We start from the raw sequence: 20,753 nt of genomic DNA on the forward strand, positions 1-20,753 counted from the left end.
GGAATTGGCCAATGCCCGATAGAGGCAGTTACCGTGAGGCAAAAAACCGTGATCGAGACCCTGAACCATCTCCCGCACCCGCACGAAAGTGCGGCCGCCCTCGCCGGCCATTTCACTGATCTGGCGCCACCGCTCAACGCCCGGCAGGCGCATCTGGAAGCCTCGCGCTGCCTGTATTGCTACGACGCGCCGTGCGTCAACGCTTGCCCCAGCGAGATCGATATTCCGTCGTTCATCCGTAACATCCATCAGGACAACGTGCCCGGCGCGGCACAGAAAATCCTTTCGGCGAACATTCTCGGCGGCAGTTGTGCGCGGGTCTGCCCGACGGAAATCCTCTGCCAGCAAGCCTGCGTGCGCAACAACGCCCAGGAATGTGCGCCGGTGCTGATCGGCCTGCTGCAACGCTACGCCGTGGACAACGCGAATTTCACCGAGCACCCGTTCCAGCGTGCGGCGAGCACCGGCAAGCGCATCGCCGTGGTTGGCGCCGGGCCAGCGGGTTTGTCCTGTGCCCACCGCAGTGCTATGCATGGCCACGACGTGGTGATTTTCGAAGCACGGGAAAAGGCTGGCGGCCTCAATGAATACGGGATCGCCAAATACAAACTGGTCGACGACTACGCGCAAAAGGAACTGGATTTCCTTCTGCAGATCGGCGGTATCGAAATCCGTCACGGACAGAAACTCGGCGAGAATCTGACCCTCAGCGAGCTGCATCAGCAGTTCGACGCGGTGTTCCTCGGCCTCGGCCTGAATGCCAGCAAACAGCTCGGCCTGCCCCACGAAGACGCGCCCGGCCTGCTCGCCGCCACTGACTACATCCGCGAACTGCGCCAGGCCGATGACCTGACGCAACTGCCACTGGCCGAACGCTGCATCGTCCTCGGCGCCGGCAACACGGCGATTGACATGGCCGTGCAAATGGCCCGTCTCGGAGCGCGTGACGTGAATCTGGTGTATCGCCGGGGCGCGGCGGACATGGGTGCCACCGGTCACGAACAAGACATCGCCAAGGCCAATCAGGTACGCCTGCTGACCTGGGCGCAACCGGAGGAAGTGCTGCTCGATGCGCAAGGCAAGGTGCGCGGCATGCGTTTTGCCCGAACCGATCTGGTCGACGGTCGCCTGCAAACCACGGGCGAAACTTTCGAACTGGCCGCCGACGCGATCTTCAAAGCCATCGGCCAGGCCTTCGACAGCAGCGCCCTCGCCGACCCGCTGGCGCGCGAACTCAAGCGTCAGGGCGAACGGATTCAGGTCGACGACAACCTGCGCACCAGCATTCCCGGCGTGTATGCCGGCGGCGACTGCACCAGTCTCGATCAAGACCTCACCGTGCAAGCCGTACAGCACGGCAAACGCGCCGCCGAGGCGATCAACGCGCAACTGATGCTCAACGTGGAGGCTGCATAAATGGCCGATCTCTCGATAGTCTTCGCCGGCATCAAAGCGCCCAATCCGTTCTGGCTGGCCTCCGCGCCGCCGACCGACAAGGCCTACAATGTGGTCCGCGCCTTCGAGGCCGGCTGGGGTGGCGTGGTCTGGAAAACCCTCGGCGAGGACCCGGCAGCGGTCAACGTCTCGTCGCGCTACTCGGCACACTACGGCAACAACCGTGAAGTGCTGGGCATCAACAACATCGAACTGATCACCGACCGCTCGCTGGAGATCAACCTGCGCGAGATCACCCAGGTGAAAAAGGACTGGCCGGATCGTGCGCTGATCGTCTCGCTGATGGTGCCGTGCGTGGAGGAGTCGTGGAAACACATCCTGCCACTGGTGGAGGCCACCGGCGCTGACGGCATCGAGCTGAATTTCGGTTGCCCGCACGGCATGCCCGAACGCGGCATGGGCGCGGCGGTGGGTCAGGTGCCGGAATACGTCGAGCAGGTGACGCGCTGGTGCAAGACCTATTGCTCGTTGCCGGTGATCGTCAAGCTGACGCCGAACATCACTGACATCCGCGTTGCCGCTCGCGCGGCCCATCGCGGTGGCGCCGATGCGGTGTCGCTGATCAACACCATCAACTCGATTACCAGCGTCGATCTGGAGCATATGGTCGCCCTGCCCACCGTCGGCAGCAAAAGCACCCACGGCGGTTATTGCGGCTCAGCGGTCAAACCGATTGCGCTGAACATGGTCGCCGAGATCGCCCGTGATCCGCAGACTCAAGGCCTGCCGATCTGCGGCATTGGTGGTATCGGCAGTTGGCGTGACGCGGCGGAGTTCATGGCGCTGGGCAGCGGCGCGGTGCAGGTGTGCACGGCGGCGATGCTGCATGGCTTCCGGATTGTCGAGGAGATGAAGGACGGGCTGTCGCGCTGGATGGACAGTCAGGGTTACGCCAACATCGCCGAGTTTTCCGGGCGTGCGGTGGGCAACACCACTGACTGGAAATACCTCGACATCAACTATCAGGTCATTGCCAGGATTGATCAGGACGCGTGCATCGGTTGCGGGCGTTGCCACATTGCTTGCGAGGACACGTCACACCAGGCGATCAGCAGCCTCAAGCAGGCCGACGGCACGCATAAATATGAAGTGATCGATGAGGAGTGTGTCGGCTGCAACCTGTGCCAGATCACCTGCCCGGTAGCGGACTGCATCGAGATGGTGCCGATGGAAACGGGCAAGCCGTTTCTGGACTGGAATCATGATCCGCGCAATCCCTATCATGTCGCGGTCTGATTCTTAAGATCAAAAGATCGCAGCCTGCGGCAGCTCCTACACCGATCTCTGTAGGAGCTGCCGCAGGCTGCGATCTTTTGATTTATGGCTCCAATCCGATCCCCCGCAAAATCACACTGGTCACCGTCTGCACCGCCCGCTCGAACTGCATGTCCGACAGCGGCTGGTGCTCGTTCAGAATATTCACCTGATGATCGAAGTCGGCGTAGTGCTGGGTCGAGGCCCAGATCATGTACAGCAGGCTCGACGGCTCCACCGGCAGAATCCGCTGGTCCTCCACCCACTGGCGGATCTTCGCCTCCTTCATCTTTGCCCAGTCGTACAGGCTGACGTCCAGCGCCTCGCCCAGAGTCGGCGCCCCGTGGATGATCTCGTTGGCCCAGACTTTCGAACCATAAGGCCGGCTGCGCGAGTGGTTCATCTTGGCGCGGATGTAGCTGCTGAGCACCACCCGTGGATCGTCGAACATCTCAAAGCACAGCGCGTCCTGCTTCCACACCTCCAGCAGATCGAACAGTACCGCGCTGTACAGTTCGCTCTTGGTGGAAAAGTAGTAATGCAGGTTGGAGCGCGGCAGTTGCACTTCGGCGGCGATGTCGGCCATGGCGGTGCCGCCGAAGCCTTTTTCGGCGAAGACTTTTTCCGCCGCCAACAGGATTTTCTCGACGTTACTGCGACGAATCTCGATCTTGTGATTGCCCATGAGGGCTCCCTGACAACGACGTTGTTGAAGACTAGCATCCGCTCCGGCCTCGGGGCGACCGCTGCAAACAAAACTTCGTATGAAGGTCGGCGCATGGCTAAACTGGCGTTTCTTTGTCCTGCCCCAGAGGTACCCGCGATGCTGTTCAAGAACGTCCTGACCACCACTGCCCTGCTCGCTTCGCTGTTCGCCGCATCTTCGGTTTTCGCCCACGCCCACCTGAAAAGTGCCACCCCGGCCGCCGACAGTACCGTCGCCGCTCCAGCCCATCTGCGCCTGACCTTTTCCGAAGGCGTCGAGGCCAACTTCACCAAAGTCAGCCTGACCCACGACGGCGCCCCGGTCGCGATCAAACCGCTGACCACCGAAGGCGACAAGAAAACCCTGATCGTCACCCCCGCCGCACCACTCAGTGCCGGTGAATACAAAGTCGAATGGCACGCGGTGTCGGTCGACACACACAAGAGCGAAGGCGCCTACCAGTTCAAGGTCGGCCAGTAATTCATGAGTGAAGCGCTGGTGCTGTGCCGTTTTGTGCATTTCAGCGCGGTGTTGATGCTGTTCGGCGCCTGGCTGTTTCGGCCACTGCTGCTCAAGGCGCCAGTGCCGACACTGGATCGGCATCTGGCGCGACTGGCGCGCTGGCTGACGGCAATTGCGCTGGTCAGCGGTGTCACCTGGGCGCTGCTGATCACCGCGAGCATGGCCGGTTCGGCGGCGGCCGCGTTTGACCCGGACACGATTGGCCTGGTGCTGGGCAATACGTTTTTCGGTCAGGTCTGGCGTTGGCATCTGCTGATCAACGCGCTGTTGCTGGCGTTGCTGTTTACGCCGTGGCGATCGAGCCTGCCGCTGCGTCTGGGCTTGAGCGCGCTGCTCCTGGCGACCCTGGCGCCGGTCGGGCACGGCGCGATGCTCGACGGCCTCAGCGGGCAACTGCTGATCCTCAACCAGATCGTTCACCTGACCTGCGTCGCCGCATGGCTCGGCGGTCTGTTGCTGCTGGTATTGATCCTGCGCCAACCCGGCGAAACGATGAGCCGGATCCTGCAACGCTTCAGCGGTGTCGGTTATGCCATCGTCGGCGGGCTGCTGATCACCGGCCTGATCAACGTGCGCGTGCTGACCGGGCAATGGTGGCCGACGCCGCTGTTCAGTGGCTTTGCCCTGATCCTGCTGATCAAGGCGTTGCTGGTGCTGGGCATGCTCGCGCTGGCGCTGTTCAATCGCTTGCGGATTGATGATTGCGAACAGCGGATGGGCGTGCTCAAGCGCAGTGTGCTGCTGGAGTGGTTATTGGGGATGGGTGCCGTTGCTGCGGTCTCCCTTCTCGGCACCCTGCCGCCGATGATTGCAGCCTGAAAAGCAAAAGATCGCAGCCTTCGGCAGCTCCTTGTATCTCGACTATCGCTCCGTCAGGAGCGATAGTTCTCGACTGATCATCGAGGGAGGGACTTGGAAGCCGTGCAGCTCCTTAGGCTTTTTGCCTGTGATGTAGATCGTGCTCCAGCCCTCCACACTCACTCATATAGTTCGAACGGTATCTTGGGCCCGTCTCTGGCGAGAGCTCGCATTCGCAAGGTTGGACAGAGTGCAGTGATGATCGAAAACAGATCAATGGAGAGACACTCATGTCCAGTTTCGTCGGTGTCGATATCGCTAAAAACACCTTTGATATCGCCACGCACTTGCCAAACGGTAAGCACAAAACCAAGGCCAAGCTGCCTAATGACGCGAAGGGTTTCAAAGAGTTTGAAGCTTGGTTGAACAAGCAGGTCGAGCCCACAGCCTTGATCGTGATGGAAGCCACCAGCGTCTATCACCTGGAACTTGCCGAGTTCGTCTACAACAAGGGTTACCGGGTCTGTGTCGTCAATCCGGCCACGACCCATGCTTACGCCGACAGCGAATTGCGCCGGATCAAGACCGATAAAAGCGACGCCAAACTGCTCGCTGATTTTGCTCGGGAAAAGGCTGAAAAGCTTCAGCTTTGGGCTCCGGAGCCACTGAAATACCGCCAACTGAAGGCGATGGTGCGTCGATTGGATGATCTTCAGGAAATGGAGCAGATGGAGCTCAATCGTCTGGATGTGTCCGACGAAACGGTCAAAGACTCGATCAACTCCGTTCTGCGCCACATCGAAAAAGAGATCGCTGAAACGCACAAAGCGATCAAGAAACACATCGATGATGATCCGGACATGCGCCAGATGCGCGACTTGATCGTGACCATCGACGGTATCGGGCAGAAAACCCTTGAGCGGCTGCTGGCCGAGTTGGGCGACCTGCGCAAATACGACGACCCTCGCAAACTGGTCGCTGCTGCAGGGTTGAACCCTAAGCTGCAGGAGTCAGGAAAACTCAAAGGCAGAACAATTATTTCGAGGGTCGGCTCGGCTCGCGTTCGGGCGGGTCTGTACATGCCAGGCCTGGTAGCGCTGAGGCACAACGAGGCGATCATCGCCATGAAGGAACGCTTGAAGGCCAATGGCAAAGCCCCCAAACAGATCATCTGTGCAGCCATGCGCAAGTTGTTGCACTTCGTCTACGGAGTGCTCAAATCGGGCCAACCATTTGACCCGAAATTGGCACTTGCCCGGTGAGGGGCAAGACGGTATCTACATTGGAATGCGATTCCCTGTAGGAGCTGCCGAAGGCTGCGATCTTTTTGCTCTTAATGCGGTTGTGTGTCGCCCGCTGCGGTGTCGATGCTGACCACCACCGACATCCCCGGGCGCAAGCGTTCCTCCTCCTGCTGATCCGGATCGATGGTGATCCGCACCGGCACGCGCTGGGCGATTTTCACGAAGTTGCCCGTGGCGTTATCCGCCTGCAGCAGGGCGAACTCCGAACCGGTGCCGGGCGAAATGTGCTGCACATGCCCGGTGAACTGGCGGTGGTTCAGCGCATCAACGGTGAAGCGCACCGGCTGCCCGACACGCACGTTGTCCATCTGGGTTTCCTTCATGTTGGCGATCACCCATTTCTGATTTGGCACCAACGCCATCAGCTGCGCGCCGGAGTTGACGTAGGCGCCCAGGCGCACGCCGATCTGCCCGAGCTGGCCGTCTCGCGGGGCGACGATGCGCGTATTCGACAAGTCGATTCGCGCCAGTTGCACCGCCGCTTCAGCGCTGGCCACCGCCGCCTCCAGCGAACCGCGATTGACGATCACCGTCTGCAGATCCTGACGAGCGATTTCGAGGTTGGCCTTGGCCTGCGCCACCCCCGCAATGCTCTGCGCATTGGCCGCGAGCGCCACGTCCATTTCGCGTTTCGACACCGAGCCGTCACTCACCAGCTCCTTGTTACGGCGCAGATCCGCCTCGCTTTTACGCAACTGCGCCTCGCTGTCGGCCACCACCGCCTGACGCAGTTTGATCGTCGCTTCGGCGCTGTTGCGTTGCTGCACCACGTTGGCCAGCGCGGCTTTCTGCACCGCCAGTTGCGCCAGCGACTGGTCGAGGCGTTGCTGATAAATCCGGTCATCCAGGCGCACCAGCAAATCACCGGCCTTCACGTACTGGAAATCCTGCACCGGCACCTCGAACACGTAGCCACTGAGCTGCGGGCCGATGATCGTCACCTGCCCGCGCACCAGGGCGTTTTCCGTAGTTTCGACGGCGCTGCTGAACGGCGGCAGTTGCCAGGCGTAGAGCACGATCAACACGCCGACGATGGCAATCGCGGCAAAGCCCAGTGACGAGATGATCCGCACCCGCAACGAGCGCGGCTCAGTGTTCGGCGAGGACGGCGGCGCCACGCCTTCCGGGGTGGCGGCGATGGCATTGGTGGTTGTGGTGGTCGGTTCGGTCATGAATGGGAGGCACCGTCAGGAGGTACGGAAGGCGCTGGGTCGACGGCTTTGGTGGTGCTCATCAGCCACAGCGCACGAATGGACAGCCAGATCATGGTCAGCACCGCAATCACGGCGATCAGCATGAACACATCGTTATAGGCCAGCACGTTGGCTTCGCGAGTGGCCGCGTTGGCCAGGCTGCGAATCCCGGCGAGGTTGCGCAGACTCGGGTCGGCCAGCAAGCTGCCGTAGGTCGAACCGCCGCTTTGTACGCGCGCAGCCACCAGCGGATCGGACAGCGTCAGGTGCTCGACCAGGTGGCTGGAGTGGAATTTCTCGCGCACGATCTGGAACGTGCCCAACAACGCCGCGCCGAGCAGGCCGCCGAGGTTGTTGCAGATCCCGAACAACACCGAAAAACTCACCAGATTGCGCGGGTTGGTCAACACGTTGCGGGTGCCGAACACCATGGTCGGGCCCAGAAAGAACGTGCTGCCGAAGGCCAGCAGGAACTGGCTGAAATACAGGTTTTGCGGACGGGTCAGGTTGTTGGAAAAACTGTCCATCACCGAGCCGGTGGCCATCAGCGCCAGCGAGATGATCAGCGGCATCAGCAGGTGCTTGGGGTCGATGGTCAGCGCACTGGTCGCCAGCCCGGCGATGCTGCCGATCAGCATCACCACGTAGAGGCTGTGCAGTTGCTCATAACCCATATTGAGGTTCTGCATGAAACCGACGGCGCCGGTGGACTGCTCCGAGGTGACCATGCGAATCAGGGTCACCGCCAGCGCCAGACGGATCATCGTGCCGCTGCCGAGCCAACGGGTCATCAGCATCGGGTTGCTGCGGTTGTGCTCGATGGCCAGGCCCGCGAGGATCAGGGCAATCGAGGCCGCCAGCGCATAGCCGATCCAGTCGGCCTCCAGCCACCAGTCGATCCGCCCCAGCGACAACACCGCGCAGAGCAGTGCCACGCCGCTGGCGAGGATGGCGAAGGTCAGAAAGTCCAGCGGTTCGAAGGTTTTGAAGCGGTCACCGGGCGGCAACTTGAGCAGCAGCACGCAGCCCAGCGACAGCAGCGCCATGCCCAGCTCGAACAGGTACAAGCCACGCCATTCGGCAATCTGCAGCAAGTCTTCGGAGAACAATCGCGCCAGCGGCAAAGCCAGTTGCGAGGCGCCGAGGCCCAGCACCAGCGCCTTCAGCCGCCACTTGGCCGGAAACGCCTGAACCATGTAATACAGACCCAGCGAACTCAGCGCCGCACCGACCATGCCGTGCGCCGCGCGCACGGCGATGGCCGAGCTCAGGTCATTGACGAACAGGTGGCCGAAGGTCACCAGCGCATACAACACCAGAAACACTTCGGTGAATGCACGCAGGCCGAACTGCTGACGAAACTTCACCAGCAACAGGTTCATCGACACGTTGGTCATCACGTACGCGGCCGGCAGCCAGGCCATCTCCGCCGTGGTCGCGCCCAGCGCACCTTGCAGGTAAGGCAGGTTGGCGACCACCAGCGAGTTGCCCAGACCACCGGTCACCGCCACCAACAGCCCGACCAGCGCATAGGCCAGGCGCTTGGGGTTGGAGTGCAGCGGCGTCGAGGGGGAACCGGGCAGACTGGGCTTCTCGTGCGGCTGCCAGTTGCGCGGGGCGTATCGATCCATTGAAAGACCTTGTGCTTGTGTTGCCGGGAGTTTGCCGCAAATGTTGCGGCAAACCCACAATCCTGTGGGAGCTGGCTTGCCAGCGATGGCGGCAGTCGGCTCGGCAAGAGGGTGACCGGCAGCCCGCTCCCACTGGTTCGCGGTGGATTCGTAAATTCTGTTTAAAGGTCTTCTTGCCCGCAACGGATTTTTCCCGCGCCGGGCAACTGCCACCCTTGCAGCCCTTCTCAACCTGCAAGGTGCCCGTTATGACCACGCCCCACCGGCAACGCTCCCCACGCTTTTTAAAAAACCTTGTGGCGGCCGCCCTGCTGCTGCCGGCCCTCGCCTTCGCTCAGGAACGCCCGTGGCCGGACGGTTCGCAACTGGTGATCTCGGTGTCGATGCAATTCGAAACCGGCGGTCAGCCCGAAGGCGCGGAAAGCCCGTTCTCCGGCACGCCGCTGCCCAAGGGTTATCCGGATCTGCCGGCGCAGACCTGGTTTGATTATGGCTACAAGGAAGGCTTGTGGCGGATGCTCGACCTGTGGGATCGCACCGGCATCAAGGTCACCTCGCATGTGGTCGGCGAAGCGGCGCACAAACACCCGGAACTGGCGAAAGCGATTGCTGCGCGCGGCCATGAACTGGCGGCCCATGGCATGCGTTGGGCCGATTCGTACAACATGAGCTACGACCAGGAAAAACAGTTCATCGGCGACGGTGTCAACGCGGTGGAAAAACTTACCGGCCAGCGCTCGGTGGGTTACAACGCCAACTGGCTGCGGCGCAGCCCCAATACGCTGAAGGTTCTGCAAGACCTGAATTTCACCTACCACATCGATGACGTCAGCCGCGACGAACCGTTCGTGACCATGGTCCGTGGCCGCAAATTTGCCGTGGTGCCGTACACCCTGCGCAATAACGACATCGTGCTGATCGAGGGCCGGCATTTCTCCGCCGAGCAGTTCTATCAGCAACTGGTGCTGGAATTTGATCGCCTGTACACCGAAGGCGCGAGCCAGCGGCGGATGATGTCGGTGAGTCTGCACGACCGCATCGGCGGCACGCCGGCGATGGTCGAAGCGATGGAGCGGTTCATTCGTTATGCGCAGGCGCATCCGAAGGTGAGTTTCATGCGCAAGGATCAGATCGCGCAGGTTGTGCTGACCGAGAAAAATCCTTTGATTGATTGAGGAGCAAAATCAAAAGATCGCAGCCTGCGGCAGCTCCTGCAAGGTGTACACCATTGCCATGGAGCTTCCGCAGGCTGCGATCTTTTCAGGCGCGCAATAACATATACCCCGCCACCACCAGACACACACTGGCAAACCCCACCTGCAACGTCCGCGCCGGCACCCGCGCACAAAGCTTGCGCCCGATGATCATGCCGACGATGCTGGCGACGATAAACGCCGCGCCCTGTGCATCAATCCGCACGCCTGCGTGAAACGATCCGATCACGCCAATCGCGGAAATCAGGCTGATCACCATCAGCGACGTCGCCACGATCCCACGCATCTGCACATCGGTCAGTTGCTTGAATGCCGGCACGATCAGGAAACCACCGCCGACGCCGAGCAAACCCGAAACCACACCCGTCACTGCGCCCAATACCGCAAGGGTCGCGGTGCATTTGGCGGTCCAGTCGAAGCGCCCGGTCTGTTCATTGAGCATGCAGTTCTTCTGCCCCCAGCTCGCATGACCGTGGTCGCTCGGCCCCTCTTGCGCACGCTCGCGGCGCAACATCCGCCAGGCGACCATGACCATCAGCAGGCTGAAGAGGATCATCAGAATCTGCTCCGGCAACTGATGCGCGAAATAGATCCCCAGCGGCGAAAACACCGCGCCGAGCGCGGCAATCAGCAGTGCCGCGCGATAGCGCACCAGGCCATGACGCAAACCGTCAATGGCACCGACGGCTGCCGCACTGCCCACGGCGAACAACGCCACGGGCGCAGCCTGGGTCATGCTCCAGCCGAGGCCGAGCACCAGCGCCGGCACCGCGAGAATCCCGCCGCCCGCCCCGGTCAGCCCGAGAATCAGCCCCATCAACACGCCAAACAGACTTGCCAGCAACATACGGAGTTCTCAGTCGACTTTGGACAAACCGGTCAGCCACTCGCGGCCTTTGAGCATGCCGTTCCAGTAGAACCACGGCAGCAGCGTCGCCTTGAGAAACCACGCCGAGCGGCGCGGCACGGTCGCATCAAGGGCGAAGGTCGGCAGCAACTTCCCGCCGTAACCGAACTCGGCGAGGATCACCTTGCCCTTCTCCACTGTCAGCGGACAGGAACCATAGCCGTCGTACTTCAGTGGCAACGGCTGCCGCTTGCGCAGCGCCAGAAGGTTTTCGGCGACGACCACGATCTGCTTGCGCACGGCGGCAGCGGTTTTTGCGTTAGTGGTGCCGCAGATGTCACCGAGGCCAAACACTTCGGGGTATCGCGGATGTTGCAGGCTGTGCGGATTGACTTCGCACCAGCCGGTGGTGTCGGCCAGCGGGCTCTGGGCGATGAACTCCGGCGCGACTTGCGGCGGCACAACATGCAGCAGGTCAAAGGTTTTCGCCTGTGTGGTGACGTTGCCGTCAGCGTCCTTGATCTCGAACCAGGCGGTTTTCGCCGGGCCGTCGACCCTGACCAGATTGCTGTTGAAGGCCAGTTGCGCGTTGTACTTTTCGATGTACTTCATCAGTGGCGGGACGAAAGTCGCGACACCGAACAGCGCGGCGCCGGCGAGATTGAACTCGACGTTGATGTTGTTCAGCACAGCGGTTTTGCGCCAGTGATCGCACGACAGGTACAACGCCTTCTGCGGTGCGCCGGCGCATTTGATCGGCATCGCCGGCTGAGTAAACAGCGCCTTGCCGCCGCGCAGTTTCTGCACCTGATCCCAGGTGTACTGCGCATGCTGATAGCTGTAGTTGGACGTCACGCCATGCTGACCGAGGCTTTCCTGCAGGCCTTCGATCTTCTCCCAGGCCAGACGCAGGCCGGGGCAGACGATCAGGTTCTGGTAGCTGACGCGGCGTTGATCGTTGAGCGTGAGTTGACGTGTGTCGGGATCCACCGCTGTCACCGCCGCCTGAATCCAGGTGGCCTGACGCGGCATCACTTTGCTCATCGGCCGCGCAGTGTCCTTGACGTCATAGGCGCCACCGCCGACCAGCGTCCACGCCGGTTGGTAGTAATGCTGGGCGCTCGGCTCGATCACGGTGATGTTCAGAGTGGGATCACGCTTGAGCAGACTGGCGACAAAACCGATGCCGGCGGTGCCACCGCCGATGACCACGATGTCTGCACTGATGGATGGGCCCCAGTGTTGATCGTTCATTGCTTGTTCCTTATTGCTGCACGCAAGGATTTTTTCGAATCAAACCACTAAACCTGTGGGAGCTGGCTTGCCAGCGATAGGGACTTGTCAGCCGCTATTGATGGCGACTGACACTCCGCCATCGCTGGCGAGCCAGCTCCCACAGGTTTTGTATTGTGTTGGCTGACATTTATGGGTGGCCCCAGCTCTTGAGCACCGCCCCGCAATACAGTCCGGACAGGGTCTTCATCACCTGAATCACTTCAGGGCTGGCCAGGCCGTAAAAGATGTATTTGCCTTCGCGGCGGGTCGCCACCAGGCCTTCATCGCGCAGGATGCCCAGTTGCTGGGACAGCGTCGGCTGGCGCACGCCGGTGATTTTTTCCAGCTCGCCGACGTTGCGTTCGCCCTGAGTCAGCTGGCACAGGATCAACAGGCGATCCTCATTGGCCAACGCCTTGAGCAGCGCGCAGGCCTTGGAGGCGGACGCCCGCAGTTGGGCGACTTCACATTCGGTCAGACTGGATTGCATTTGCACGATGCCTTCAACGTCACTTAAGCTGCGAACATTATGTTTTTAGATAAAGTGTTGCAACCCATTTCCCTGATTCAGGTTGGTGTCCATGCCCGCGCAGATTGAAGCTTTCCTCGACCCCGCCTCTTCGACCTACAGCTATGTGGTCTATGAAGCCGATGGCGGGCAATGTGCAATCGTCGATCCGGTGCTTGATTACGACGGCGCTGCCGGTCGTACCTGCACCGTACAGGCCGACAAAATCATCGCCTTCGTCCGTGACCACCGCCTGCAGGTGCAATGGCTGCTGGAAACCCACGCCCACGCCGACCACCTGTCCGCCGCGCCGTACCTGCGCCGCGAACTGGGCGGCAAGATCGCCATCGGTGAGTCGATCAGCAAAGTGCAGAATGTGTTCAAGGCGCTGTTCAATCTGGAGCCGGAGTTCTGCGTCGACGGCTCGCAGTTCGATCACCTGTTCGCGCCGAACGAGTCGTTCAGGATCGGCAACCTCAAAGCCACCGCCCTGCACGTCCCCGGCCACACCCCGGCAGACATGGCTTATCTGATCGACGGCGAACAGATTCTGGTCGGCGACACGCTGTTCATGCCCGACGTCGGCACCGCCCGCTGCGACTTCCCCGGCGGCGACGCGCATCAGTTGTTCAACTCGATCCACAAACTGCTGGCCTTCCCGGCCAGCGTCAAACTCTACGTTTGCCACGATTACCCGCCAGAAGGCCGCGCCGCGCAGTGCCAGACCACCGTTGGCGAACAGCGCAAGAGCAATATTCATGTGCATGACGGGATCGACGAGGCGGCGTTTGTCGAGATGCGCACCAAACGCGATGCCGGGTTGGGCATGCCGACGCTGTTGCTGCCGGCGATTCAGGTGAATGTGCGGGCGGGGAATTTTCCGGCGGCCGAGGACAATGGTGTGGTTTACCTGAAGGTGCCGATCAACAAGCTCTAAAAGCAAAAGATCGCAGCCTTCGGCAGCTCCTACAGGGACATGGTTTGTGCGTGCCCTGCGTAGGAGCTGCCGCAGGCTGCGATCTTTTGATCTTCAAGAACCCAGCGTCAACCCATTCGCCGGCAACGGCAGCGCCGTCTTGTAGCGCACCTGTTTCAAGGCAAAACTCGAGCGGATATTCGCCACCCCCGGCACCTTGGTCAGAAAGTCCATCATGAAGCGCTCCAGCGCCTGAATCGTCGGCACCAGCACCCGGATCAGATAGTCCGGGTCACCGGCCATCAGGTAGCACTCCATCACCTCGGGGCGGTCGGAAATCGCCTCTTCGAAATGCTGCAACGCCTCCTCGACCTGCTTCTCCAGACTGACGTGAATGAACACGTTCACATGCAGGCCCAGCAGATCGGCATCGAGCAGCGTCACCTGCTCGCGAATCAGGCCTAATTCTTCCATCGCCTTGACCCGGTTGAAACACGGCGTCGGCGACAGGTTCACCGAGCGTGCGAGGTCGGCGTTGGTGATGCGCGCATTCTCCTGAAGGCTGTTGAGAATGCCGATGTCGGTACGGTCCAGTTTGCGCATGAGACAAAACCACCTGTTTTTTATGTTTATGCAGAATTTCTATCTGCAAATCATCTCCAGCGCAACGAAACAGAGAGAAATATTCTTCTCCGCCGGGCCTATGATTGTTGTAGGACAAGATTTCTTTCACCCAAGAATGATTGCCAGCTCACTACAAGAAATTCACAAGATCGAGCGTAGAAGCCATGACCCAAGCGTATGAACCGCTGCGTCTGCACGTCCCTGAACCCTCGGGCCGCCCAGGCTGCAAAACCGACTTCTCCTACCTGCATCTGACCGATGCCGGCACGGTGCGCAAACCTTCCATTGACGTCGAACCTGCCGACACCGCCGACCTGGCGCGTGGGCTGATTCGGGTGCTCGACGATCAGGGCAACGCCCTCGGTCCCTGGGCTGAAAATGTGCCAGTCGACATCCTGCGCAAGGGCATGCGCGCCATGCTCAAGACGCGGATTTACGACAACCGCATGGTGGTCGCCCAGCGCCAGAAAAAAATGTCGTTCTACATGCAAAGCCTTGGCGAAGAAGCCATCGGCAGCGCCCAGGCCCTGGCCTTGAACATCGACGACATGTGCTTCCCGACGTACCGCCAGCAAAGCATCCTGATGGCCCGCGAAGTGCCGCTGGTCGACCTGATCTGCCAGCTGCTGTCCAACGAGCGCGATCCGCTCAAGGGCCGGCAGTTGCCAATCATGTACTCGGTCAAGGACGCCGGCTTCTTCACCATCTCCGGCAACCTCGCCACTCAGTTCATTCAAGCCGTCGGCTGGGGCATGGCCTCGGCGATCAAGGGCGACACCAAAATCGCCTCGGCGTGGATCGGTGACGGTGCCACCGCCGAATCGGACTTCCACACCGCCCTCACCTTCGCCCACGTTTACCGCGCGCCAGTGATTCTCAACGTGGTCAACAACCAATGGGCAATCTCGACCTTCCAGGCCATCGCCGGAGGTGAAGCCACCACCTTCGCCGGACGCGGCGTCGGTTGCGGCATCGCCTCGTTGCGGGTCGATGGCAACGACTTCTACGCGGTCTACGCCGCTTCCGCCTGGGCTGCCGAACGCGCCCGGCGCAACCTCGGCCCGACCATGATCGAGTGGGTCACCTACCGCGCCGGCCCGCACTCGACCTCCGACGATCCGTCGAAATACCGGCCTGCCGACGACTGGAGCCACTTCCCGCTGGGCGACCCGATTGCCCGCCTGAAGCAGCACCTGATCAAGGTCGGCCACTGGTCGGAAGAAGAGCACGCCGCCGTCAGCGCCGAGCTTGAAGCCGAAGTGATTGCCGCGCAGAAACAGGCCGAACAGTACGGCACCCTCGCTGGCGGGCAGATTCCTAGCGCCGCGACCATGTTCGAAGACGTCTACAAAGAGATGCCGGAGCACTTGAAGCGCCAGCGTCAGCAGTTGGGGATCTGACATGAACGATCACAACAACAATATTCAGTTGGAAACCGCCATGACCACGACCACCATGACCATGATCCAGGCCCTGCGCTCGGCCATGGATGTGATGCTTGAGCGTGACGACAATGTGGTGGTATTCGGTCAGGACGTCGGCTACTTCGGCGGCGTGTTCCGTTGCACCGAAGGCCTGCAGACCAAGTACGGCACCTCGCGGGTATTCGACGCACCGATCTCCGAAAGCGGCATCGTCGGTGTGGCGGTAGGCATGGGCGCCTACGGCTTGCGTCCGGTGGCCGAGATTCAGTTCGCCGACTACGTCTACCCCGCTTCCGACCAGATCATTTCCGAAGCCGCACGCCTGCGTTATCGCTCGGCCGGCGAGTTCACTGCGCCGATGACCCTGCGCATGCCCTGCGGCGGCGGGATCTACGGCGGCCAGACCCACAGCCAGAGCATCGAGGCGATGTTCACTCAGGTGTGCGGCCTGCGCACCGTAATGCCGTCCAATCCATATGACGCCAAAGGCCTGCTGATCGCCTCCATCGAAAACGATGACCCGGTGATCTTCCTCGAGCCAAAACGCCTGTACAACGGCCCGTTCGACGGCCACCACGACCGCCCGGTGACCCCGTGGTCGAAACACCCGCAAGCTCAGGTGCCAGACGGTTACTACACCGTACCGCTGGACGTCGCCGCGATCACCCGTCCGGGCAAGGACGTGACCGTGCTGACCTACGGCACTACCGTTTACGTGTCGCAAGTGGCTGCTGAAGAATCCGGCGTGGATGCCGAAGTCATCGACCTGCGCAGCCTGTGGCCGCTGGACCTGGACACCATCGTCAAATCGGTGAAAAAAACCGGTCGTTGCGTGGTGGTGCACGAAGCCACCCGCACCTGCGGTTTCGGCGCCGAGTTGGTAGCGCTGGTGCAAGAGCATTGCTTCCATCACCTGGAAGCGCCGATCGAACGCGTCACCGGTTGGGACACCCCCTACCCGCACGCGCAAGAGTGGGCGTATTTCCCAGGGCCGTCCCGAGTGGGCGCGGCGTTGAAACGGGTCATGGAGGTCTGAATGGGCACGCACGTTATCAAGATGCCGGACATCGGCGAAGGCATCGCAGAAGTAGAGCTGTCGCAGTGGCACGTCAAGGTTGGCGATCTGGTCGTTGAAGACCAGGTGCTGGCGGACGTGATGACCGACAAGGCGATGGTCGATATTCCCTCGCCGGTACACGGCAAGGTGATTGCCCTCGGCGGTCAGCCGGGGGAAGTGATGGCGGTCGGCAGTGTGCTGATCAGCATCGAAGTCGAAGGTGCCGGAAACCTGAAGGAATCCGCCGCGCCAGCACCGGTTGCTGCGAAAGAGGCACCTGCTGCGGCGAAAGTTGAGACAGCTGCCGAGAGCAAACCTGCGGCCGCTGCTGCACCGCGTCCGGCACCGGTTTGCCAAGGCCCGATGGTTGCCCGCGAGGCCAATGAACGTCCGCTGGCCTCGCCGGCGGTGCGCAAACATGCGCTGGATCTGGGCATTCAGTTGCGTCTGGTGCGCGGTTCCGGCCCGGCCGGCCGTGTGCTGCACGAAGACCTCGAAGCCTATCTGGCGCAGGGGCAGTCGAACGCTTCGGCACCGCTCGCCGCCGCTTACGCCCAGCGCAACGACGAAGAACAGATTCAAGTAATCGGCATGCGCCGCAAGATCGCCCAACGCATGCAGGACGCCACCCAGCGTGCCGCGCACTTCAGCTACGTCGAAGAAATCGACGTCACCGCCATCGAAGAACTGCGCGCGCATCTGAATGAGAAACACGGCGCCAGCCGGGGCAAGTTGACCTTGCTGCCGTTCCTGGTGCGCGCGTTGGTCGTCGCTCTGCGCGACTTCCCGCAGATGAACGCCCGTTACGACGACGAAGCCCAGGTCATCACCCGCCTCGGCGCAGTGCATGTCGGCGTCGCCACGCAAAGCGATGTCGGCCTGATGGTGCCAGTAGTGCGTCACGCCGAAGCGCGCAGCCTGTGGGACAGCGCCGCAGAAATCTCGCGTCTGGCCAATGCCGCCCGCAATGGCAAGGCCAGCCGCGACGAATTGTCCGGCTCGACCATCACCCTGACCAGCCTCGGTGCGCTGGGCGGCATCGTCAGCACGCCGGTGCTGAACCTGCCGGAAGTGGCCATCGTCGGCGTGAACAAAATCGTCGAACGCCCGATGGTCGTCAAAGGCGAGGTGGTGATCCGCAAGATGATGAACCTCTCCAGCTCCTTCGATCACCGCGTGGTCGACGGCATGGACGCGGCGCTCTTCATCCAGGCCATTCGTGGTCTGCTCGAACAACCCGCGACTCTGTTTGTGGAGTGATGCCATGCAAACCTTGAACACCACGCTGCTGATCATCGGCGGCGGCCCCGGCGGTTACGTCACGGCGATTCGCGCCGGACAACTGGGCATTTCGACGATTCTGGTCGAAGGCCAATCGCTCGGCGGCACCTGCTTGAACATCGGCTGCATTCCGTCAAAAGCGCTGATTCATGTAGCCGAGCAGTTTCACCAGACTCAACACCACAACCAGCATTCGGCACTGGGCATCAGCGTTTCCGCGCCGACCCTCGACATCGGCAAAAGCGTCGAGTGGAAGGACGGCATCGTCGATCGCCTGACCACCGGTGTCGCCGCACTGCTGAAAAAGAACAAGGTCCAGGTCATCCATGGCTGGGCCAAAGTCATCGACGGCAAAACCGTCGAGGTCGGCGATACACGTATCCAGTGCGAACATCTGGTGCTGGCCACCGGTTCAACCAGCGTCAACCTGCCGATCCTGCCAATCGGCGGGCCGATCATCTCCTCCACCGAAGCGCTGGCACCGAAAGCGGTACCCAAACGTCTGGTGGTGGTCGGCGGCGGTTATATCGGTCTGGAGCTGGGCATTGCTTACCGCAAGCTCGGCGCCGAAGTCAGTGTGGTCGAGGCGCAGGATCGTATCCTGCCAGCCTACGATGCCGAGCTGACCCAACCGGTGCACGAAGCGCTGAAGCAACTGGGCGTGAAGCTCTATCTCAAGCACAGCGTGCTGGGTTTCGATGGCACCTTGCAGGTGCGTGACCCGAACGGCGACACCCTCAATCTGGAAACCGATCAGGTGCTGGTGGCGGTCGGGCGTAAGCCGAATACGGAGGGCTGGAACCTCGAAGCGCTGAACCTGGACATGAACGGCTCGGCGATCAAGATCGACAACCGCTGCCAGACCAGCATGCGCAACGTCTACGCCATCGGCGACCTGAGCGGCGAACCGATGCTCGCGCACCGCGCCATGGCCCAGGGCGAAATGGTTGCCGAACTGATCAGCGGCAAGCACCGCGAATTCAACCCGACCGCCATCGCCGCCGTGTGCTTCACCGACCCGGAACTGGTGGTGGTCGGCCAGACCCCGGACGAGGCCAAGGCTGCCGGGCTGGACTGCATCGTTTCCAGCTTCCCGTTCGCCGCCAATGGCCGGGCGATGACCCTGGAATCGAAAAGCGGCTTCGTGCGCGTAGTCGCGCGTCGCGACAATCATGTCATTGTCGGCTGGCAGGCGGTCGGAGCAGGTGTTTCCGAATTGTCGACCGCGTTTGCGCAAAGCCTGGAAATGGGCGCACGCCTGGAAGACATTGGCGGCACCATCCATGCGCATCCGACCCTGGGTGAAGCGGTGCAGGAAGCGGCGTTGCGTGCGTTGGGGCATGCGTTGCACCTTTAAAGATCAAAAGATCGCAGCCTGCGGCAGCTCCTACAGGGGGGTTGCCGATTCTGTAGGAGCTGCCGCAGGCTGCGATCTTTTCAGCGATGGACAAGGATTTTTCATAAGCAGGCTAATAAATCTGCTTTTCCCCCCATCGTCCGGGCTGCGAAACCGCTCCAGAATGAAGTATTGTTGTGCCCATCCAAAAAAACGTCAGAAGCCTGAACCGTTTCGACGGTTGTTCAGTGATAGAGGGTGTCATGGGTAACGAAAGCATCAATTGGGACAAGCTGGGTTTTGACTACATCAAGACCGACAAACGCTATCTGTCGTACTTTCGCAATGGCGAGTGGGACAAAGGCACCCTGACCGAAGACAACGTGCTGCACATCAGCGAAGGCTCGACGGCCCTTCACTATGGCCAGCAGTGCTTCGAAGGCCTGAAGGCTTATCGTTGCAAGGACGGCTCGATCAACCTGTTCCGTCCCGACCAGAATGCCGCGCGCATGCAGCGCAGCTGTGCCCGCCTGCTGATGCCGCACGTGTCCACCGAGCAGTTCATCGAGGCCTGCAAGCAAGTGGTTCGCGCCAACGAGCGCTTCATCCCGCCATACGGCACCGGCGGCGCGTTGTACCTGCGTCCGTTCGTGATCGGCGTGGGTGACAACATCGGCGTGCGCACCGCGCCAGAGTTCATCTTCTCGGTATTCGCGATCCCGGTCGGCGCCTACTTCAAGGGCGGCCTGACCCCGCACAACTTCCAGATCTCCAGCTTCGACCGCGCTGCCCCACAGGGCACCGGTGCGGCCAAGGTCGGTGGCAACTACGCCGCCAGCCTGATGCCGGGCTCCCAGGCCAAGAAGGCGCACTTCGCTGACGCTATCTATCTGGATCCGCTGACCCACAAGAAAATCGAGGAAGTCGGTTCGGCCAACTTCTTCGGGATCACCCACGACAACAAGTTCGTCACCCCGAACTCGCCCTCCGTACTGCCAGGCATCACCCGTCTGTCGCTGATCGAACTGGCGAAAACCCGTCTGGGCCTGGAAGTGGTGGAAGGCGACGTGCTGATCGACAAGCTGTCGGACTTCAAGGAAGCCGGCGCCTGCGGTACCGCTGCGGTGATCACTCCGATCGGCGGCATCAGCTACAACGACCACCTGCACGTGTTCCACAGCGAAACCGAAGTCGGCCCGGTCACCCAGAAGCTCTACAAAGAACTGACTGGCGTGCAGACCGGCGACATCGAAGCGCCAGCGGGCTGGATCGTCAAGGTTTGATCTGACGGCCAGTTGCACAAAAGCCCCTCATCAAGTGATTGATGGGGGGCTTTTTGGTTGTGAGGATCAAGATCAAAAGATCGCAGCCTGCGGCAACTCCTACACAGATCTCCTGTAGGAGCTGC

General features: G+C 61.2%; 19 protein-coding genes. 12 read left to right on the forward strand and 7 right to left on the reverse strand.

Translation table 11 applies throughout. The features are described 5' to 3' along the window. Positions 1 to 48: 48 nt before the first annotated feature. Together ACYZUM_RS14085 and preA are read left to right on the forward strand one after the other, a co-directional pair. Positions 49 to 1,416 carry an NAD(P)-dependent oxidoreductase gene (locus tag ACYZUM_RS14085; protein ID WP_108184406.1) on the forward strand — a complete coding sequence of 456 codons (1,368 nt, stop codon included), beginning with the start codon at positions 49 to 51 and terminating at the stop codon, positions 1,414 to 1,416. Next, entirely contained in the window at positions 1,417 to 2,691 is a 1,275-nt protein-coding gene (preA, locus tag ACYZUM_RS14090) for an NAD-dependent dihydropyrimidine dehydrogenase subunit PreA (RefSeq protein ID WP_098968232.1), read from the forward strand. An 82-nt stretch (positions 2,692 to 2,773) separates the two neighbouring features. On the opposite strand, the gene ACYZUM_RS14095 is transcribed toward preA, so the two are convergent. Further along, positions 2,774 to 3,394: a TetR/AcrR family transcriptional regulator gene (locus tag ACYZUM_RS14095; RefSeq protein ID WP_064587091.1), complete on the reverse strand. Its 621-nt coding sequence runs from the start codon at positions 3,392 to 3,394 to the stop codon at positions 2,774 to 2,776. A 138-nt stretch (positions 3,395 to 3,532) separates the two neighbouring features. Between ACYZUM_RS14095 and copC the strand changes: the two genes are divergently transcribed. The 3 genes from copC (at position 3,533) to ACYZUM_RS14110 (ending at position 5,997) form a co-directional block, all read left to right on the forward strand. Continuing rightward, positions 3,533 to 3,895 carry a copper homeostasis periplasmic binding protein CopC gene (gene copC, locus ACYZUM_RS14100; RefSeq protein WP_108183008.1) on the forward strand — a complete coding sequence of 121 codons (363 nt, stop codon included), beginning with the start codon at positions 3,533 to 3,535 and terminating at the stop codon, positions 3,893 to 3,895. 3 nt (positions 3,896 to 3,898) lie between these two features. After that, a complete protein-coding gene (gene copD / locus ACYZUM_RS14105; protein ID WP_108183009.1) occupies positions 3,899 to 4,756 on the forward strand; it encodes a copper homeostasis membrane protein CopD in 858 nt (285 codons plus the stop codon). A 269-nt stretch (positions 4,757 to 5,025) separates the two neighbouring features. Then, positions 5,026 to 5,997, forward strand: a complete 972-nt coding sequence (locus ACYZUM_RS14110; protein ID WP_473061343.1) for an IS110 family RNA-guided transposase — start codon at positions 5,026 to 5,028, stop codon at positions 5,995 to 5,997. A 71-nt stretch (positions 5,998 to 6,068) separates the two neighbouring features. Here ACYZUM_RS14110 and ACYZUM_RS14115 read toward each other — a convergent pair whose 3' ends face one another. Beyond that, positions 6,069 to 7,211: an HlyD family secretion protein gene (locus ACYZUM_RS14115; RefSeq protein ID WP_108183010.1), complete on the reverse strand. Its 1,143-nt coding sequence runs from the start codon at positions 7,209 to 7,211 to the stop codon at positions 6,069 to 6,071. Next, positions 7,208 to 8,863 (reverse strand): MFS transporter, encoded by a 1,656-nt coding sequence (locus ACYZUM_RS14120; RefSeq protein WP_108183011.1) that lies wholly within the window; start codon positions 8,861 to 8,863, stop codon positions 7,208 to 7,210. The genes ACYZUM_RS14115 and ACYZUM_RS14120 overlap by 4 nt, the downstream gene beginning before the upstream one ends. Positions 8,864 to 9,111: 248 nt before the next feature. Here ACYZUM_RS14120 and ACYZUM_RS14125 point away from each other — a divergent pair, with 248 nt between their 5' ends. Next, positions 9,112 to 10,038: a polysaccharide deacetylase family protein gene (locus tag ACYZUM_RS14125; protein ID WP_108183012.1), complete on the forward strand. Its 927-nt coding sequence runs from the start codon at positions 9,112 to 9,114 to the stop codon at positions 10,036 to 10,038. 85 nt (positions 10,039 to 10,123) lie between these two features. Here the strand turns inward: ACYZUM_RS14125 and ACYZUM_RS14130 are convergent, their stop codons facing one another. From ACYZUM_RS14130 to ACYZUM_RS14140, 3 genes are all read right to left on the reverse strand, one after another. Then, positions 10,124 to 10,924 carry a sulfite exporter TauE/SafE family protein gene (locus tag ACYZUM_RS14130; protein ID WP_108183013.1) on the reverse strand — a complete coding sequence of 267 codons (801 nt, stop codon included), beginning with the start codon at positions 10,922 to 10,924 and terminating at the stop codon, positions 10,124 to 10,126. A gap of 9 nt (positions 10,925 to 10,933) precedes the next feature. Next, on the reverse strand, positions 10,934 to 12,178 hold the full coding sequence (locus ACYZUM_RS14135; RefSeq protein WP_108183014.1) for an NAD(P)/FAD-dependent oxidoreductase: 1,245 nt from the start codon (positions 12,176 to 12,178) through the stop codon (positions 10,934 to 10,936). Positions 12,179 to 12,347: 169 nt separating this feature from the next. Then, the gene (locus tag ACYZUM_RS14140; protein WP_041073332.1) at positions 12,348 to 12,689 is read right to left on the reverse strand and encodes an ArsR/SmtB family transcription factor; all 342 of its coding nucleotides are present in this window, start codon (positions 12,687 to 12,689) and stop codon (positions 12,348 to 12,350) included. A 91-nt stretch (positions 12,690 to 12,780) separates the two neighbouring features. Here ACYZUM_RS14140 and ACYZUM_RS14145 point away from each other — a divergent pair, with 91 nt between their 5' ends. Beyond that, a complete protein-coding gene (locus ACYZUM_RS14145) occupies positions 12,781 to 13,644 on the forward strand; it encodes an MBL fold metallo-hydrolase (protein WP_108183015.1) in 864 nt (287 codons plus the stop codon). Between the two features lie 93 nt (positions 13,645 to 13,737). On the opposite strand, the gene bkdR is transcribed toward ACYZUM_RS14145, so the two are convergent. Next, a complete protein-coding gene (gene bkdR, locus ACYZUM_RS14150; protein WP_027613216.1) occupies positions 13,738 to 14,226 on the reverse strand; it encodes a Bkd operon transcriptional regulator BkdR in 489 nt (162 codons plus the stop codon). Between the two features lie 185 nt (positions 14,227 to 14,411). On the opposite strand from bkdR, the gene ACYZUM_RS14155 reads away from it, so the two are divergent. The 5 genes from ACYZUM_RS14155 (at position 14,412) to ACYZUM_RS14175 (ending at position 20,628) form a co-directional block, all read left to right on the forward strand. Continuing rightward, positions 14,412 to 15,647 (forward strand): 3-methyl-2-oxobutanoate dehydrogenase (2-methylpropanoyl-transferring) subunit alpha, encoded by a 1,236-nt coding sequence (locus tag ACYZUM_RS14155; protein WP_041073337.1) that lies wholly within the window; start codon positions 14,412 to 14,414, stop codon positions 15,645 to 15,647. A 1-nt stretch (position 15,648) separates the two neighbouring features. Further along, complete coding sequence (locus ACYZUM_RS14160; protein WP_041073339.1) at positions 15,649 to 16,707, forward strand: alpha-ketoacid dehydrogenase subunit beta; 1,059 nt, start codon at positions 15,649 to 15,651, stop codon at positions 16,705 to 16,707. Further along, complete coding sequence (locus tag ACYZUM_RS14165; RefSeq protein WP_108183016.1) at positions 16,708 to 17,988, forward strand: dihydrolipoamide acetyltransferase family protein; 1,281 nt, start codon at positions 16,708 to 16,710, stop codon at positions 17,986 to 17,988. A 4-nt stretch (positions 17,989 to 17,992) separates the two neighbouring features. Further along, a complete protein-coding gene (gene lpdA, locus ACYZUM_RS14170; RefSeq protein ID WP_108183017.1) occupies positions 17,993 to 19,366 on the forward strand; it encodes a dihydrolipoyl dehydrogenase in 1,374 nt (457 codons plus the stop codon). Positions 19,367 to 19,608: 242 nt separating this feature from the next. Beyond that, positions 19,609 to 20,628, forward strand: coding sequence for a branched-chain amino acid aminotransferase (locus tag ACYZUM_RS14175; protein WP_108183018.1), 1,020 nt, complete (start codon positions 19,609 to 19,611; stop codon positions 20,626 to 20,628). The last annotated feature ends 125 nt before the right edge of the window (positions 20,629 to 20,753 follow it).

The organism is Pseudomonas sp. m6p (assembly GCF_055760375.1).

Coding starts and splice junctions, on each gene's coding strand:
- preA (WP_098968232.1), top strand. CDS start 1,417: ATGGCCGATCTCTCGATAGTCTTCGCCGGCATCAAAGCGCCCAATCCG.
- ACYZUM_RS14095 (WP_064587091.1), bottom strand. CDS start 3,394: ATGGGCAATCACAAGATCGAGATTCGTCGCAGTAACGTCGAGAAAATC.
- copC (WP_108183008.1), top strand. CDS start 3,533: ATGCTGTTCAAGAACGTCCTGACCACCACTGCCCTGCTCGCTTCGCTG.
- copD (WP_108183009.1), top strand. CDS start 3,899: ATGAGTGAAGCGCTGGTGCTGTGCCGTTTTGTGCATTTCAGCGCGGTG.
- ACYZUM_RS14110 (WP_473061343.1), top strand. CDS start 5,026: ATGTCCAGTTTCGTCGGTGTCGATATCGCTAAAAACACCTTTGATATC.
- ACYZUM_RS14115 (WP_108183010.1), bottom strand. CDS start 7,211: ATGACCGAACCGACCACCACAACCACCAATGCCATCGCCGCCACCCCG.
- ACYZUM_RS14120 (WP_108183011.1), bottom strand. CDS start 8,863: ATGGATCGATACGCCCCGCGCAACTGGCAGCCGCACGAGAAGCCCAGT.
- ACYZUM_RS14125 (WP_108183012.1), top strand. CDS start 9,112: ATGACCACGCCCCACCGGCAACGCTCCCCACGCTTTTTAAAAAACCTT.
- ACYZUM_RS14130 (WP_108183013.1), bottom strand. CDS start 10,924: ATGTTGCTGGCAAGTCTGTTTGGCGTGTTGATGGGGCTGATTCTCGGG.
- ACYZUM_RS14135 (WP_108183014.1), bottom strand. CDS start 12,178: ATGAACGATCAACACTGGGGCCCATCCATCAGTGCAGACATCGTGGTC.
- ACYZUM_RS14140 (WP_041073332.1), bottom strand. CDS start 12,689: ATGCAATCCAGTCTGACCGAATGTGAAGTCGCCCAACTGCGGGCGTCC.
- ACYZUM_RS14145 (WP_108183015.1), top strand. CDS start 12,781: ATGCCCGCGCAGATTGAAGCTTTCCTCGACCCCGCCTCTTCGACCTAC.
- bkdR (WP_027613216.1), bottom strand. CDS start 14,226: ATGCGCAAACTGGACCGTACCGACATCGGCATTCTCAACAGCCTTCAG.
- ACYZUM_RS14155 (WP_041073337.1), top strand. CDS start 14,412: ATGACCCAAGCGTATGAACCGCTGCGTCTGCACGTCCCTGAACCCTCG.
- ACYZUM_RS14160 (WP_041073339.1), top strand. CDS start 15,649: ATGAACGATCACAACAACAATATTCAGTTGGAAACCGCCATGACCACG.
- ACYZUM_RS14165 (WP_108183016.1), top strand. CDS start 16,708: ATGGGCACGCACGTTATCAAGATGCCGGACATCGGCGAAGGCATCGCA.
- lpdA (WP_108183017.1), top strand. CDS start 17,993: ATGCAAACCTTGAACACCACGCTGCTGATCATCGGCGGCGGCCCCGGC.
- ACYZUM_RS14175 (WP_108183018.1), top strand. CDS start 19,609: ATGGGTAACGAAAGCATCAATTGGGACAAGCTGGGTTTTGACTACATC.